A 15,586-nucleotide genomic window follows, 5' to 3' on the forward strand; every position below is an offset into this window, starting at 1 on the left:
CGGAAGGAGACCCCGCATGGTCAGCGCCGACCCCGCCGCCGACCCCGCCGACACCGGCACCCCCGTCCTCCGTGAGGTGGCCTCCGGCCTGCAGTTCCCCGAGGGGCCGATCGCCCTCGCCGACGGTTCCGTGGTCCTCGTGGAGATCCGCCGCGGCACCCTGTCCCGGGTGTGGCCGGACGGCTCGGTCGACGTCGTCGCCGAGCTCGGCGGCGGCCCCAACGGTGCCGCCGTGGGCCCCGACGGGGCGATCTACGTCTGCAACAACGGCGGCTTCGAGTGGCACGACCGGCCGGAGGGCATCGTCGCGCCCGGGCACCAGCCCGCGGACTACAGCGGCGGCCGCATCCAGCGGGTCACCCTCGACGGTGAGGTGAAGGACCTCTACACGGAGGTCGACGGGCGGCCGCTGCGCGGGCCCAACGACATCGTGTTCGACTCCGCGGGCGGCTTCTGGTTCACCGACCTGGGCAAGAACCGCGGCCGGGAGATGGACGTCGGCAGGCTCTGCTACGCGCTGCCGGACGGTTCGTCGATCACCGAGGTGGTGCACCCGCTGATGACCCCGAACGGTGTCGGGCTGTCGCCGGACGGCTCGCGGGTCTACGTCGCCGAGACCCAGACCGGGCGGGTCTGGGAGTGGGAGGTGCTCGGCCCGGCGCACCTCGGGCCGTGCGGCGACCCGCCGCGCGGGCCGGGCGGGGCCAACCTGCTGCACGGCTTCCCCGGCTACCAGCTGCTCGACTCGCTGGCCGTCGACGGCGCCGGCAACGTCTGCGTCGCCACCCTGGTCACCGGGGCGGTGAGCATCATCCGGCCGGACGGCACGCTCGACCGGCAGGTCCCGGTGCCCGAGCCGGACCCGTTCGTCACCAACATCTGCTTCGCCGGGGCGGACTCGCGCACCGCGTACATCACCTCCTCCGGCCGCGGGAAGCTGTACGCGACCGAGTGGCCCTACCCGGGCCTCGACCTGGCGTTCCGGGCATGACGGTCACGTCGGGCGGGAGCGTGCGCGCCGAGCTCACCGCCGCCTTCACCGCGCCCGGGGGCGAGTTCGCGCTGGTCGACACCGAGGTTCGCGGGGTGCCGTGGCGGGTGTATGAGCGCGGCCCGCACACCTTGCGGGAGCTGTTCGAGCTCACCCGCACGTGGGGCGACCGCGTGTTCACGGTCTACCGGGACGAGCACGTCACCTACGCCCAGCACGCCGGCATCGTCGCCGGCCTGGCGACGCTGCTGCACGACGAGTACGGGCTGCGGCAGGGCGACCGGGTGGCCGTCACCATGCGGAACTACCCGGAGTGGGCGCCGTGGTTCTACGCCTGCCAGGTGTCCGGGCTGGTGTTCGTGCCGCTCAACGCCTGGTGGACCGGCCCCGAGCTGCGCTACGCGCTCGGCAACTGCGAGGCGCGGCTCGTCGTGGCCGACGGCGAGCGGGCCGCGATCCTCGAGGGCATCGACCTGCCGATGATCGAGGTTCGCGGGGAGGGGCGGGGCCGGCCGTGGGCCGAGGTGCTGGCCGCGCTGGACCGGAACGCGGAGCTCCCGGACGTCACGATCGCGCCGGACGACGACGCCACCATCCTCTACACCTCGGGCACCACCGGGAGGCCGAAGGGCGCGGTCGGGACGCACCGCAACCACTGCACCAACATCCTCAACACCCTGCTCGGCGCGCGGGTGGCCGCGACGATCGCCAACGGCGGGGCCCCGCCGGACCCGGACCCGGGCGCGCCGCAGCCGGGCGGGCTGTGCACCTTCCCGCTGTTCCACATCGCCGGCATCACCAGCCTGACCTACACCGCGCTGACCGGCGGGAAACTCGTCACGCAGTACCGGTGGGACCCGGTCGAGGCGCTCGAGCTGGTCCGCCGGGAGGCGCTCACCGGCGTCTCGGGCGTGCCGACGGTCGGGCGCCAGCTGGTCGAGCAGGCCGCGCGCGAGGGCGGCGGGCTGGACACGCTGGCCGCGCTGAGCATGGGCGGGGCACCGATCCCGCCCGACCTCATCGGCCTGATCGACAGTCAGTTCGCCTCGCTGGTCTCGCCGGCCAACGGCTACGGGCTCACCGAGACGACCAGCGCCGTCGTCTCCAACACCGGGCAGGACTACGTGACCCACCCGGACAGCGTGGGCCGCCTCGCCCCGGGGGCGGACATCCGCGTCGTCGACCCCGCGACGGGGGAGGACGCCGGGCCGGAGGAGATCGGCGAGCTCTGGTTCCGCGGGCCCAACGTGGTGCGCGGGTACTGGAACAACCCGGAGGGCACGGCCGCGGCCTTCACCGACGGCTGGTTCCATACCGGCGACCTCGGCCTGGTCCGCGACGGCTGGGTCTACGTCGTGGACCGGATGAAGGACGTGGTCATCCGGGGCGGCGAGAACATCTACTGCGCCGAGGTCGAGGCCGCGCTGTTCGAGCACCCCGCGGTCGCCGACGTCGCCGTCGTCGGGATCCCGCACGCGCGGCTCGGCGAGCAGGCCGTGGCCGTGGTGAACACCCGCTCGGCGGTGACCGCGGAGGAACTGCAGCAGCACGTCCGCGAGCGGCTGGCCGAGTTCAAGGTGCCCGAGCAGGTCGTGTTCCGCGCGGAGCCGCTGCCGCGCACCCCCAGCGGCAAGGTCCTGAAGCGCGAGCTGCGCACGGAGGTGCAGGGATGACCGCGAGCCCGGACACGGCGCTCACCGATATCCGGTACGAGGAGGACGGGCACGTCGGCGTGCTCACCATCGCCCGGCCGGAGGTGCACAACGCCCTGCGCCGTCGGACGTACGACGAGCTGGAGGAGCTGGTCCGCACCACGACCGCCCGGGTCCTGGTGATCACGGGCGAGGGCCGCTCGTTCTGCTCGGGCGACGACGTCCGCGAGCTGATGGGCGGGGGCGACCCGGAGAAGCGCCCGCCCCGGCCCGCACCGCGGCTCACCCCCGCGGCCGGCGCGCTGCTGACGTCGAACGTCCCGGTGATCGCCGCCGTCAACGGCGCCGCGGTCGGCTGGGGCATGGAGATGGCGCTGATGGCGGACTTCCGGGTGGCGGCGCGCCGGGCGAAGTTCGGCGAGCTGTTCGTCAAGCGCGGGCTGTGCAGCGACGTCGCCGGGATCGCCCGGCTCGCCCAGCTCGTCGGCCGGGAGAAGGCGGCGGAGCTGCTGTTCACCGGCGAGATCATCGACGCGGAGGAGGCCGGCCGGATCGGGCTGGTCGGCCGGGTCGTCGACGACGACCGGCTGCTCCCGACGGCCCTCGAGCTGGCCGGGCGGATCGCCGCGAACCCGCCGCTGGCCGTCGGCGCGCTCAAGGCCGGGCTGCGGGAGGCGCTCGACCCGGACTGGACCGAGCTGGGCCGCTGGGTGAGCACACGGCTCGGTGAACTGTTCGCCACCGAGGACCACCGCGAGGGCGTGCGGTCCTTCCTGGAGAAGCGGGAGCCGAGGTACGTGGGCCGATGACGGGTTCGACGACGGGCACCCTGGCCGGTCTCGAGACGCCGGCCGTCGAGACCTGGCTGGCCGAGCAGGTCGACGGCTTCGTCGGTCCGGCGCGGTTCACGCTGGTCGCCGGCGGGCGGTCCAACCTGACCTACCGGATCGACGACGCGGCGGGGCACGCCTACGCGTTGCGCCGCCCGCCCCTCGGGGGCGTGCTCAGCACCGCGCACGACATGGGTCGCGAGTGGCGGTTCATCTCGGCGATGGCGCCGACCGCGGTCCCGGTGGCGCCGCCCCGCGCCTACTGCGCCGACCCGGCCGTGACCGGCGCGGAGTTCTACGTCATGGACTTCGTCGAGGGCACGGTGCTCGCCGATCCCGCGGCCGCGAAGTCGCTGACGCCGGCGGCGCGCGCCCGGGCGGGGGAGCACGTCGTCGAGGTGCTGGCGGCGCTGCACGCGCTCGATCCCGAGGCGGTGGGGCTGGAGGGTTCGCGGAAGGGCTTCGCCGAGCGCCAGCTCGCGCGCTGGCACCAGCAGATCCGCAACTCCGGGGTGGAGGGCGCCGAGCTGGCGTTGCTGGACGAGATCCACGCCGCGCTCGCCGCGCACGTCCCGCCGCAGTCCCGCGGGATCGTGCACGGCGACTTCCGGCCGGGGAACATGACCTTCGGCCCGGACGGGACGGTCCGCGCGGTCTTCGACTGGGAGCTCTCCACGCTCGGCGACCCGATGGCCGACCTGGGCTACCTGGTCTCGCTCTGGCAGGAGCCCGGGGACGAGCTGCCCGAGGGCGCGGATCCGGGGCCGACGACCGTCCCCGGCTTCCCGACCCGGGAGGAGCTGGTCGCCCGGTACGCGCGGATCACCGGGCGGGACGTGTCCGACCTGCCCTACTGGATCGCCTTCAACCGCTGGCGTTCGGCGTGCATCCTCGCCGGCGTGCAGGCGCGCTACCTGGCGGGCGTGATGGCCGACGACGGCTACGCCGACCAGGTCCGCGCCCGCCTCGCCACCGGCCGGCTGCTCGGCGAGTCCGCGAAGGAGGCGCTGGAGGCCGCCGGGCTGGGGTGAGCGAACGGCGCTCCCGCTCGTACCCGGTGAGCGGGAGCGCCGCGCACCCGTCGTGTGCGCCCGGAGGGCCGCCACACTGCCCGGCATGGACACACCGGACGGCGACCGGTTGCGTTTCGACGTGTACGGCCGCGTCGTGATCGAGGTCGAGCGGCGGGACGGGCGCTGGGTCGCCTCGTACGTCGGCGAGGGCCGCCGGCGCCCCGCCGAGGACGTGCGGCTCCCGCCGGAGGCGCCCGCGGACACCCTCGCCGACCACCTCGACGTGCTCTTCCACGAGTACGCCCGCCCCGGCACGACCGTGCGCCGGGTCCGCTGACACCCGCCCGACAGCGCGGGCCGACAGCCGCATGACAGGGCTCTGACGGCGCCCGCGGGCACCGTCGTCGTCGATCCGGTCACCGAGCGGGGAGGCACCCGATGACGACGATCCAGCCCACCGTCCACGTCCGCCGCGCCGGGGAGGGCGAACGCGCCGCCGTCGCCGCGACGCTCGCGGCCGCCTTCGCGGACGACCCGGTCCTCGTCTGGATCCACCCGGACCCGGCCGATCGGGCGGCGAGGACGCGGTTCTTCTTCGACCTCACCGTCGAGGTGCTCGCCCAGCACGACGACACGTGGGCGGCCGGGCCGGACGTCGCGGGTGCCGCGCTGTGGGTGCCGCACGGCAGCGCCCCGATGTCCGACGAGCAGGGCGAGGCCTTCGCCGCCGCCCTCGAGGAACGGGCGGGCGACGACGCGCAGCGGCTGTTCGCGCTGATGGGCCTCATGGAGCAGCACCACCCGCACGAGCCCCACGAGTACCTGTGGTTCCTCGGGGTCCGGCCGGACCGGCAGGGCCTCGGCATCGGCAGCGCCACCATGGCGCCGGTCCTCGCCCGCGCCGACCGCGCCGGCCATCCCGCCTACCTGGAGGCCACGAGCCCCCGCAGCCGGGCGCTGTACGAGCGGCACGGCTTCGTCGCCGGCACCCCGCTCTCGGTCGACGACAGCCCGCCGATCTGGCCGATGTGGCGCGACCCGCAGTGACCCCGAGCCGGCCCGACCCCCGAGCGAACGGCACTCTCGCTCGCTCCTGACGAGCGAGACCGCCGTTCGCCGGGTCAGGCCCGGCGCACGAGGATCATCTCGGCAGCGCGGCGGGCGTGCTGGAGGGTGAGCGAACGGGCGCGCTCGCCCTCGCCGGCGCGGATCGCGGCGGTGATGGCGACGTGGTCGTCCGCGTTGCGGTCGAGCAGTCGCGGGTCGCCCGCCAGCCCGGTCCAGGTGAGGTTGCGGGGCAGCCGGTGGTGCAGCGCGTCGAGGCTGGCGGTGAGCTGCCGGTTCCCCGCCGCGTCGACGACCGTCGCGTGGAACAGCGAGTTGGTCCGGTACCAGAGCTCGCGGGCCTCCTCCTGCGCGTCCGGGTCCCGCGCCAGCGCGACGACCCGGCGGAAGGTCGCGTCCGTCCCCGCGAGCACCTCGAGCTGGGCCTCGGTGATGCGGTCCGCGGCGAGCTGCGCGGCGTGCCCCTCCAGGACCCCGCGCACCTCGAGCGCCTCGGCGATGTCCCGGGTCGACGGCAGCGTCACCCGCGCGCCCCGGTGCGCCACCATCTCGACGACGCCCAGCGCCTCGAGCTGGCGCAGCGCCTCCCGGACCGGGGTGCGGCTGACCCCGTGCTCCTGGGCCACCTGCTCCTGCCGGATCCAGCCGCCGATGGGGATCTCGCCGCTGCCGATCCGCTCCTGGAGCCGGTCGACGATGTCCCGCACGGCGGCGACGTCGGCGGAACCCCGGGCGGCCACGGCGCGATCGTAGTCCGTGGCCGGTCACCGCCCGGCCGCGTAGCCCTGGGCCCCGCGGGGGTTCGCCGCGGCGCCGAGCAGTCCGGTCGCCGGGTCCCGCGTGACGACCGAGAGCCGGCCGAGCGTCCACGGCCCGGACACGGTCACGGCGTGCCCGCGCCCGCGCAGGTCAGCGACCACCTCCGGTCCGAGGCGCTCCTCGACGACCAGGCCGGCCGGTGTCCAGGTGCGCGGCCAGAAGGAGCCGGGGACCGCCGTGGTGTGGAACGCGGGCGCGTCGATCGCCTCCTGCGGCGACTGCCCGCCGACCAGCGTGCGCAGCAGGTAGAGCAGCTGCCACTGGTCCTGCTGGTCCCCGCCGGGCGTGCCCAGCGCGGCGACCGCGGCCCCGTCCCGGAGCAGCAGGGTAGGACTCAGCGTGGTGCGCGGGCGCCGGCCGGGCTCGAGCCGGGACGGCGAGCGCGGGTCCAGCCAGGACATCTGCAACCGGGTGCCGAGGCAGAACCCCAGGCCGGGGACGGTGGGTGAGGACTGCAGCCAGCCCCCCGACGGCGTCGCGGAGACCATCGTCCCCCAGCGGTCGACCACGTCGACGTGGCAGGTGTCGCCGCGCGTCTCGCCGTCCCTGGCGACCGTCGGCTCGCCGGTCCCGGCCGCGGCCGTGCCGTCGACGTGCAGCGGCGGCAGCACCGGGTCGCCGTCGAGCCGGCTGGGACGCAGCTCCCGGGACGCCCCGGGGCCGATGAGCGCCGCCCGCGCCCGGGCGTGGGCCGGGTCGAGCACCCGGTCGACGAGCCCCGGCGCGGCCTCCGCGTCGTAGTGGGCCTCGCGGTCCGCGAGCGCGAGCTTGAGCGCCTCGGCGATCGTGTGCACACCCTCCGCGGTCGCGGGGTCCAGCCGGCCGTCGCCGACGTGGTCGAGGATGGCCAGCGCCTGCAGCAGCACCGGGCCCTGGCTCCACGGCCCGGCCTTCACCACCGTGGTGCCGCGGAACTCGCCGTGCACGGGTTCCTCGATGGTGGCGCGGAAGGCCGCGAGGTCCGCAGCCCGCAGGACGCCCGCGTGGTCGCGGCCGTCGGAGTGCCGGTGCGGCTTCGCCGCGAACTCCTCCAGGGCCTGGGCCACCGCGCCCTCCTGCCAGGCCCGTCGCGCGAGGTCGATCCGCGCCCGCCGGTCGGCGCCCGGGCGCCCCGCGGAGATCAGCGTGCGCAGCGTGGCCGCGTACTCCGGGTTGGTCAGGGTCGCGCCGGCCTCCGGCACCCGGCCGCCGGGCAGCCACAGTGCGGCCGACGAGGGCCAGTGGTCCCGGAACAGGTCCGCCACCGCGGCGATCGTGGCCGCGAGCCGCGGCACCACCGGACAACCGTGCTCGGCGAGGTCCACGGCGTACTCCAGGACGTCGGCGAGCTCCCACGTGCCGTGCTCGGCCAGCAGCCGCAGCCACGCGACGACGGCGCCGGGCACCGCCGCGGCGAGCGCCCCGGCCCCGGGCACGTGGTCGAGGCCCTCGGCCGCGAGGTGCTCCCGGGTCGCCCCCGCAGGCGCCGGGCCCTGGCCGCACAGCACGAACGGCGCACCGCCCGCGGGCGCGACCAGGGCGACGAGATCCCCGCCGGGACCGTTGAGGTGCGGCTCCACCACGTGGAGGACGAAAGCCGCGGCGGTCGCCGCATCCACCGCGGTGCCCCCCCGCTCCAGGACCGACTGGGCGGCGCCCGTCGCGAGCCAGTGGGTCGAGGCCGACATCCCGAAGCGGCCGCGCAGGGTCGGACGGGTGGTCACGCGGCCGGCTCCACCACGAGCGAACGCTCGGCGCGCTCGAGTGCGGCGCGCACGCTGCCGACGCCACGGGCCCGGGCGTCGGCGAAGATCTCCGCGAGCGTGCCCTCGATCGCCTCGGCCCGCTCCCGGACCCGCTCGGCGGACCAGCCGAGCACCTCGCGGCCGACGAGGTGGATCGCCCCGCCCGCGTTGGCCACGAAGTCCGGGGCGACGACGACGCCGCGCGCCGCCAGCACGTCCGCGGCCTCGTCGTCGGCGAGGACGTTGTTCGCCCCGCCCACCACGACGGCGGCGGGCAGGGTGCGGGCCACCCGCGCGTCGATCAGCCCGCCGACGGCGCACGGCACCAGGGCGTCGCACGGCGTGCCGACGACCTCCTCGGGCGCCACGACCTCCACGGCGCCCGCGAGCCCGACGGCCCGCTCGACCCGGGCGGGATCGACGTCGGCGACGAGCAGGTGCGCGCCGGACGCCGACACGGTCCGGGCGACCCGCATGCCGACCGCGCCGAGGCCCTGCACCAGGATCCGCAGCCCGTCGAGGCCGGGGTGCCCCGCCTCGCGGACCGCCGCCCGCACGGCGGCGACGACGCCGACCGCGGTGGCCTCGGCGCTCGTCCCGGACCCGCCGTCGGCCTCCGAGCGGCCGAACGCGTAGGTCGTGTGCCGGCGCAGCACGTCCATGTCCGCCGTGTCGGTGCCGATGTCGGGGCCGGTCCAGTAGGTGCCGCGCAGGAGCTCGATGTGCCGCGCGTGCGCCTCCAGTGCCCGGCACCACGTGTCGTCGTGCAGCCGGTGCCGCGGGGCCGGGAGCACCAGCACCGACTTGCCGCCGCCCATCGGCAGGCCGGCGACGGCGACCTTGAGGGTCATCGCCCCGGCCAGGCGCCGGGCGTCGGCGACCGCCGCCGGCAGCGCCGGGTAGGCCATCGCACGGGTCCCGCCGACGGCCGGGCCGAGCCGCGTGGAGTGCACGGCGATCACCGACCAGGTCCCGGACGGCTCGTCGTGGCGCAGGGAGGTGAGCTCGCCGGGCCACGGCGGCAGCGGGTGCGGATCGAGCGCGGTGACGGTCACGGACTGCTCCTCGAGGGGACGGGGACCGCGGCGCGGTCCCAGACGGCGGTCAGGAAGGCGAGGACCCGCTCGACCTCGACCGGGTCGAAGAAGGCCGGGTCGGCGTGGTCGGCCCCGGGCAGGACGACGAGCTCGGCCGGTACCCCGGCGGCCCGCAGACCCGCGTGGAGCCAGCGGCTCTGGGCGAGCCCGACGCGGTGGTCCGCGTCGCCGTGCACGATCAGGAAGGGTGGTGCGCCCGGCCCGGCGAGCCGCAGCGGGTTGGCCGGGTCGTCCGGGTTGTCGGAGCCGTCGGGATCGCGCCCGAGAAAGGTGCGGAGGACGGCGGCGGTCCCGGCCTGGCCCTCGGAGGTGGGCTCGTGCGCGTCGTCGAGCAGCCGGCCGAGGTCGGCGGGCCCGTAGTGGTCGACGACGGCGTCCACGCCGGCCGCACCGACCCCGTCGCCGATCGGCCGGCCGAGCGGGCGCTCGCCGGACAGCGCCGCCATCGTCATCAGGTAGGCCCCGGCGGAGCTGCCCCAGCCGGCCACCCGGTGCGGGTCCAGGTCGTAGCGGTCCCCGTGGGACCGCACCCACCGGATCGCCGCCCGGAGGTCCTCGACGGGTTCCGGGAAGGGCACCTCGCCCGCCAACCGGTAGCCGACGGACGCGACGGCCGTGCCGCGCGCGGGCAGGCCGTGCCACGGGCCGTGCCCGGGCATCCCGCCCAACCAGCTCCCGCCGTGCGCGTAGACGACGACCGGGTGCGGACCCGGTCCCTCCGGCAGGTGCAGGTCCAGCCGCAGCGCCCGCCAGCCCGGTGGGGTGGCGTAGGGGACGCCGAGGTGGCTGCGCGCTCCGGGCAGCACCCGCACCGCGGGCGGGTGGAGGAAATGGGCCGGGACCAGGGCGGCGTAGTCCGGCACGGGGAGGATCTCCGACGGGTGCACTGTCACACCCGGATGTAGTCGGGGATCGCGGGCAGCGCGCCGGCCAGCTCGAACGCCCCGACGAACGCGTTCTTGGCGTCGATCGAGTCGTGGCTGCCGAAGGTCCGGGCGTTGCGCCAGAACCGGTCCAGCCGGAACCGGTTCGCCGTGCTGCGCGCGCCGGTCAGGTCGTGGATCCGGGCGGTCACGTCGAGCGCGGCGCGAGTGCTCGCGACCTTGGCCCGGAAGCCCTTGATCGCCATCTCCTCGGGGCGGGTGACCAGCTCCGGTGCCTCCAGCTCGTCGGCGACCGAGAGCAGCAGGGCCCGCGCCGCCGCCAGCTCGCTCGACATCTCGCCCAGCTGGCGGTGCATCAACGGGTCCTCCGTGGCGGTGCCGAACCGCGGCATGCTCGGCCGGTTCAGCTCCTGCACATGGGCGACCGCCGCCGCGAACCCGCCCTCACCGATGCCCTGCAGCAGCGCGCCGTGCATCAGCATCACCGCGCCGAAGAAGTACGGGTCGGCGACGTGGACGCGGAAGTGCCAGCCGTCGGGCACGAACACGTCCCGGTAGCGGATCGTCTGGCTGACGGTGCCGCGCTGGCCCATGTTGTCCCAGTCGCCGAGCAGCTCGAGCGCGGGATCGTCGAGCCGGACCAGGGCGTGCCAGCGCGGGGCGGTCTCCACGTCACCGTCCTCGCCGACCAGCGCGAAGCTCACGCTGGCGATGTCGCGGCCGCCGCCGCCGCTGTTGGTGTTGAAGGTCTTGGTCCCGGAGACCACCACACCGCCCGGCACGCGCCGGCCGACGACCCGTCCGGTGCCGCCGGTCTCGGCGTTGGACGCCACGAACCGGCGGCCCTCGTACAGCAGCTCGTCGGCCAGCTGCCGCTTGGTCCCGCGCGGCAGCTCGTCGGAGGTGAAGAGCTCGCGGGCGACCAGGGTGGTCGTGCTCCAGCACTGGCCGGTCGAGCCGTCCCCCGCACAGATCTCGATCTGCGCCTCGATCAGCTCGCGCCAGCCGCCGAAGGCGGGGCCGTCCCACAGGCCCCCGAACTCCACCGGCACGTTGATCCGGTGCAGGCCTGCCTCGCCGAGCAGGGTCATCGCGGCGGTGGGGTCGGCGCCGGTCGCATCGATCCCCGGGCCGGCCTCGGCGAGGAGGGGCCGCAGTTCGCGGGCCCGCTCGACGACCTCACGCCGAGTGGCCGGGAGGTCGGTGGCGCGCAGCAGTTCGGTGGTCATGACTCGTCCTTTCCGCGGAGGGTGGCCGCGCCGACGCCGTACGCGGCGACGACGAGCAGGGTGAGGGGCATGAGGGCGACGACGAGGGCGTCGCTGCCGGTGACCTCGGTGTAGTGACCGACGATCAGCACCAGCACCGCGACGAGCACGGTCCCGGCGGCGGCGGGCGCAACGAGCGTGACCCAGCGGGACTCGGTGACCCGGCTGCGCAGCGCAGCCACGACGAGGCTGGCGCAGCAGCCGGCCATCATGGCCACCAGGGCCAGCGAGGTGATCCCGGACAGCGCCGGGAAGAGGTTGACGATCGGGTCCGCACCCGCGATCGCGAACGGGACCAGCAGCAGCACCGCGACGACGGCCTGGGTCCGGCAGCCGACGTACGGGGTGTCGTGCCGGTGGTGCACCGTGGCGAGCGCGCGGGGCAGCAGGCCGGACCGGCCGAGGGCGAACAGGTAGCGCGAGGCCAGGTTGTGGAAGGCGACCGCGGCGGCCAGGAAGCTGACCGTGACGAGCCCGCTCAGGACCGGGCCGGACCAGGTGCCGAGGTAGCGGTCGGCGGCGGTGACGACGAGGGCGCCGGGGTCCTCGGCGGCCACGGCCCGCACGTCGTCGAAGGCCGCCGCGAGGGTCCAGGTGCCGAACGCGAAGACCACCACGAGGATGCCGAGCGCGGCGTAGGTCGCCACGGCGATGCTCCGCCGCGGCGCCCGTGCCTCCTCCCCGTACGCCGCGGTGGCCTCGAACCCGCCGAAGCAGAGCAGGCAGAAGACCAACGTCATCGCCAGCCCGGGACCGAACGCCGCGGTCGGCGACAGGATCGGGACCGCCCAGCCGTCCGGGTTCCGCACGAGCACGGCGACCGCGAGGGCGGCGATGATCGCGAACTGCAGCACCGAGATCCCGGTGGTGACGTGCTGGGCGATCTCCACCCCGCGCACGCCCAGCCCGTAGGTGAGCACCAGGGCGACCGCGGCGAAGGCCCACCACGGCACCTCGGCGCCGGTCAGCGCCGTCCAGGTGAGCGCGGCGAAGTAGCCGGTCGCGGCCACCATGCCGGCCGCGGCCACGGTGTAGGCGAGGGTGGCGACGAAGGCGGTGGCGGCGCCCGCGCGGCGGCCCAGGCCGAACTCGACGAAGGCCTGGTAGGCGCCCGCGCTGGTCACGTACCGGCTGAGCACGACGTACCCCGCGGCGAACACGGCCAGCACGAGCCCGACCAGCACCAGCAGGAGGACCGTCGAGGGGCCGGTGCCGAAGCCGAGGCTCAGCGAGATGTTCGACGACAGGGCCGTCAGCGGCGCGGTCGCGGCGACGACCATGAAGATCATGCCCGGCACGCCGATCGCGTTGCGGCGCAGGGACCCCGCCGCGACCGGGGCCGAGGCGTCGCCCGGTACCGCCGGCACGGCGGGTCCGGCGGCCTCCGGGGCGGTCACAGCGCCGACCCGTCGGCGCGCCCGATCCGGCCGCGGTCGTTGAAGACCCACGGTTCGCTCTCCTCGGACGGCGAGGGCTCGAGCAGTTCGACGATGTAGTGGGTCACCGGTTCCGACCCGAGGTTGCGGATCCGGTGCGGCGGCAGGGGACGGGCCCGCCCGACCGTGCGGTAGAGGACGAAGCCGGGCTCGGCGTGCTGCACCAGACCCCAGTCGGGGTCGCCCAGCTCCTGGGCCTGGGCGTCGCCCGCGTCGGGCCACAGCACCACGTGGTCGTGGTGGTGCTGGTGGAAGTCGAACATCCCGCCGGGTTCCAGGGTCATGGACCAGACCCGGACCCGGTCGTTCTCGAAGATCAGGGTGTCCCCGGGGGCGGTGGGGACGTCCGTGCTCGCGGTCATGCGGTCCTCCATGAGTGCAATCAGAAGCAGATTGGATCCAATCTGCGGATCGAGTGCGGGACGGGACGTGCGACGGGTGGCGGTGGCCGGGGTCTCGCCCTCCCGGTCGGAGCGACCGGGAGCGGGCTCAGGGGCAGGGGGTCAGGAGCGGGACAGGGCGCGGAGCAGTGCGTCCGTGAGGTCGTCCAGGTATCCGGGGGTGAGCGGCACGTGCCGGACCGACAGCCGCCAGTACAGCGGCGCCCCCACGAGGTCGAGGGCCAGATCCACGTCCACGGCCAGCTCGCCCCGCGCCACGGCGCGGTCGAACACCGGTCTCGCCATCTCGCGGCGCGGGTCGCCGACGGTGCGGCGGAGGGCGTCGGCCAGCTCCGGGTTGCGCACGGCCTCGGAGCTGACGTCCGGCAGGATCCGGGCGATGAGCGGGTGCGTGAGCCACTCGTGCACGGCCTCGACCAGCACGCGGAGGTCGCCGCGCAGCGTGCCCGTGTCGGGCGTCGGCACGGCCGGCACGCTCAGCTCGGACAGGGCGGCGGTGACCATCTCGGGCTTGCCCGACCAGCGCCGGTACAGCGCGCTCTTCCCCACACCGGCGCGCCGGGCCACCGCCTCCATGGCGAGCCGCCCGTAGCCGCTCTCCGCGAGCTCCTCGAGCACGGCCGTGGTGATCGAGGCCGTCTTCGCCGGCTGCAGGACCGCGGCGCCGGTGGGCGTGCGTCTCACGGGAACCTCCCGATCGCCGACGGGGCGGTACCGTCCCGTCCTGTAATGGACGAGACGGTACCGTCCCGACGGCGTGATCGGAAGGGTCTCCGCGGACCCATCAGGAGGCGGCGGCCTTGGACACCCCCCGGAACTCCGGCCGGTCGGAGAGGGCGGGGTCGAAGCTGATCACCTGGCCGGTCGTGGCGACCGGCGACTCCGGGTAGAACAGCACGCCGTCGAGCACCTGGTCGGAGACCTCCTGCATCATCCGCCGGAAGATCTCGGCCCGCTGCGCCTGGTCGGTGGTCGCCAGCGCCTCCTGCTGCAGCCGCTCGATCGTCGGGGTGCTGGTCCCGCCCGGGTTGTTGAAGCCGGTCGGGAGGTAGCGCAGCGCCGTCATCTGCGCCGGGTCGGCGCGTCCGCCGCCCGAGCCCATCAGCAGGTCGCCCTCCTTGCGGGCGAAGAACACGTCGGTGAGCTGCTGGCCCTCCATCACCCGGGTAGACATCCGGACGCCGACGGCGGCGAGGTCGGCCTGCACCGCCTCGGCGATCCGGATCGAGTCCGGGCTGGAGGGCACGAGCGCCTCGAAGGCGAACCCGTTCGGCAGCCCCGCCTGCGCGAGCAGTCGCCGGGCTCGCTCCGGGTCGTACGGGTGCGGCTCGGGCGGCAGGTCGGGGTTGTGCGCGAAGCTCCACCCGGGCAGCGGCTGCTCGGACACCGTGGCGTAGCCGCGGAACACCGAGTCGACGATGGCCTGCCGGTTGATCGCGTGCGCCAGGGCCTGCCGGACCTCCAGCTTCCCGAACTCCGAGCGGGACCGGTTGGGGTGGAAGAAGTAGAAGTTGTTCGACCGACCCCGCTCGAGCCGCAGGCCCGCGGCCTCGGCCTCGGGCACCTGCTCCGCGGAGATGATCGAGCCGTCGATCTTCCCGGTGCGCAGGGCGTTGAGCCGGGTCGTCGGATCGACGTAGATGTACATGTCGACGCCCGCGACCTGCACGGCCGCGGGGTCCCAGTAGCCGTCGACCCGGCGGTACTCGATCTTCGCCTGGGGCTGGTACGAGGCCACCCGGAACATCCCGGCGCCGACCGGGGCCTGGTCGAGGTCGGGGTTGTCGAAGGCGGCCGGGCTGATCATCGCGCCCGCGCGGTCGGAGAGGATCAGCGGCAACGCGGCGTTGGGTGTCGACAGGTTCAGCCGCACGGCCAGTGGGCCGGTCACGTCGACCGACTGCACGGACGCGAGCTCGTTGCGCACCGACGACCCCTCGACCGTCTTCGCGCGCTCGAGGTTGGCCTTGACCGCGGCCGCGTCGAACGGGGTGCCGTCGTGGAAGGTCACGCCCTCGCGCAGCTGCAGGTCGAGCGTGCGGCCGTCGGGCCCGAACCGCCAGGAGGTGGCCAGTCCGGGAACCGGGTCGAGGTCCCTGTCGACGTGCACGAGCCGGTCGTAGGTCAGGAACAGGAACGTGTTGTCGTAGCTCGAGGTTGCCCGGTGCGGGTCGAACCGGCTCAGGCCCACGATGTGCGCCCAGCCGAAGATCGCGTTCGGGTCGGCGGGCCCGCTCGGCCCGGCCGCCTGCCCGCCCCCGGACGGCAGCGGCGCACACGCCGCCACCAGTCCCAGCAGCAGCGCCGCCACCGTGCTCCCGACAACCGATCGGATGCGCCTCATCGCGCCCCTCTCTCCTCGTCGAACAGGACCCGACCCGCCCGACCGGCACCGCGCGCGGGCAA

General features: G+C 75.2%; 15 protein-coding genes. 6 read left to right on the forward strand and 9 right to left on the reverse strand.

Annotated elements, in window-relative coordinates; translation table 11 throughout:
* Positions 1–16: 16 nt before the first annotated feature.
* The 6 genes from ACFQH9_RS14925 to ACFQH9_RS14950 all read left to right on the forward strand — a co-directional run bounded on the left by ACFQH9_RS14925 (position 17) and on the right by ACFQH9_RS14950 (position 5,533).
* Positions 17–991: an SMP-30/gluconolactonase/LRE family protein gene (locus tag ACFQH9_RS14925; protein WP_379566682.1), complete on the forward strand. Its 975-nt coding sequence runs from the start codon at positions 17–19 to the stop codon at positions 989–991.
* A complete protein-coding gene (locus ACFQH9_RS14930; RefSeq protein ID WP_379566683.1) occupies positions 988–2,664 on the forward strand; it encodes a class I adenylate-forming enzyme family protein in 1,677 nt (558 codons plus the stop codon). Before ACFQH9_RS14925 ends, ACFQH9_RS14930 begins: the two co-directional genes overlap by 4 nt.
* Positions 2,661–3,452, forward strand: a complete 792-nt coding sequence (locus ACFQH9_RS14935) for an enoyl-CoA hydratase/isomerase family protein (protein ID WP_379566684.1) — start codon at positions 2,661–2,663, stop codon at positions 3,450–3,452. Before ACFQH9_RS14930 ends, ACFQH9_RS14935 begins: the two co-directional genes overlap by 4 nt.
* Positions 3,449–4,504, forward strand: coding sequence for a phosphotransferase family protein (locus ACFQH9_RS14940; RefSeq protein ID WP_379566686.1), 1,056 nt, complete (start codon positions 3,449–3,451; stop codon positions 4,502–4,504). The genes ACFQH9_RS14935 and ACFQH9_RS14940 overlap by 4 nt, the downstream gene beginning before the upstream one ends.
* Positions 4,505–4,589: 85 nt before the next feature.
* The gene (locus ACFQH9_RS14945) at positions 4,590–4,823 is read left to right on the forward strand and encodes a DUF7661 family protein (protein ID WP_379566687.1); all 234 of its coding nucleotides are present in this window, start codon (positions 4,590–4,592) and stop codon (positions 4,821–4,823) included.
* Positions 4,824–4,924: 101 nt separating this feature from the next.
* Entirely contained in the window at positions 4,925–5,533 is a 609-nt protein-coding gene (locus ACFQH9_RS14950) for a GNAT family N-acetyltransferase (RefSeq protein ID WP_379566688.1), read from the forward strand.
* A 74-nt stretch (positions 5,534–5,607) separates the two neighbouring features.
* On the opposite strand, the gene ACFQH9_RS14955 is transcribed toward ACFQH9_RS14950, so the two are convergent.
* The 9 genes from ACFQH9_RS14955 to ACFQH9_RS14995 all read right to left on the reverse strand — a co-directional run bounded on the left by ACFQH9_RS14955 (position 5,608) and on the right by ACFQH9_RS14995 (position 15,524).
* Positions 5,608–6,291 (reverse strand): GntR family transcriptional regulator, encoded by a 684-nt coding sequence (locus ACFQH9_RS14955; RefSeq protein WP_379566689.1) that lies wholly within the window; start codon positions 6,289–6,291, stop codon positions 5,608–5,610.
* Positions 6,292–6,315: 24 nt separating this feature from the next.
* Positions 6,316–8,037, reverse strand: coding sequence for a gamma-glutamyltransferase family protein (locus ACFQH9_RS14960; RefSeq protein WP_379566814.1), 1,722 nt, complete (start codon positions 8,035–8,037; stop codon positions 6,316–6,318).
* 32 nt (positions 8,038–8,069) lie between these two features.
* Positions 8,070–9,149 carry a Glu/Leu/Phe/Val dehydrogenase dimerization domain-containing protein gene (locus ACFQH9_RS14965; RefSeq protein ID WP_379566690.1) on the reverse strand — a complete coding sequence of 360 codons (1,080 nt, stop codon included), beginning with the start codon at positions 9,147–9,149 and terminating at the stop codon, positions 8,070–8,072.
* A complete protein-coding gene (locus tag ACFQH9_RS14970) occupies positions 9,146–10,084 on the reverse strand; it encodes an alpha/beta hydrolase fold domain-containing protein (protein ID WP_379566691.1) in 939 nt (312 codons plus the stop codon). The genes ACFQH9_RS14965 and ACFQH9_RS14970 overlap by 4 nt, the downstream gene beginning before the upstream one ends.
* A complete protein-coding gene (locus ACFQH9_RS14975) occupies positions 10,081–11,304 on the reverse strand; it encodes an acyl-CoA dehydrogenase family protein (RefSeq protein ID WP_379566692.1) in 1,224 nt (407 codons plus the stop codon). Before ACFQH9_RS14975 ends, ACFQH9_RS14970 begins: the two co-directional genes overlap by 4 nt.
* The gene (locus tag ACFQH9_RS14980; RefSeq protein ID WP_379566693.1) at positions 11,301–12,740 is read right to left on the reverse strand and encodes an APC family permease; all 1,440 of its coding nucleotides are present in this window, start codon (positions 12,738–12,740) and stop codon (positions 11,301–11,303) included. The genes ACFQH9_RS14975 and ACFQH9_RS14980 overlap by 4 nt, the downstream gene beginning before the upstream one ends.
* A complete protein-coding gene (locus ACFQH9_RS14985; RefSeq protein WP_379566694.1) occupies positions 12,737–13,141 on the reverse strand; it encodes a hypothetical protein in 405 nt (134 codons plus the stop codon). The genes ACFQH9_RS14980 and ACFQH9_RS14985 overlap by 4 nt, the downstream gene beginning before the upstream one ends.
* Positions 13,142–13,282: 141 nt before the next feature.
* Positions 13,283–13,864, reverse strand: coding sequence for a TetR/AcrR family transcriptional regulator (locus tag ACFQH9_RS14990; protein ID WP_379566695.1), 582 nt, complete (start codon positions 13,862–13,864; stop codon positions 13,283–13,285).
* 100 nt (positions 13,865–13,964) lie between these two features.
* The gene (locus ACFQH9_RS14995; protein WP_379566696.1) at positions 13,965–15,524 is read right to left on the reverse strand and encodes an ABC transporter substrate-binding protein; all 1,560 of its coding nucleotides are present in this window, start codon (positions 15,522–15,524) and stop codon (positions 13,965–13,967) included.
* Between the last annotated feature and the right edge of the window lie 62 nt (positions 15,525–15,586).

The organism is Pseudonocardia lutea (assembly GCF_042658055.1).
Classification (GTDB): domain Bacteria; phylum Actinomycetota; class Actinomycetes; order Mycobacteriales; family Pseudonocardiaceae; genus Pseudonocardia; species Pseudonocardia lutea.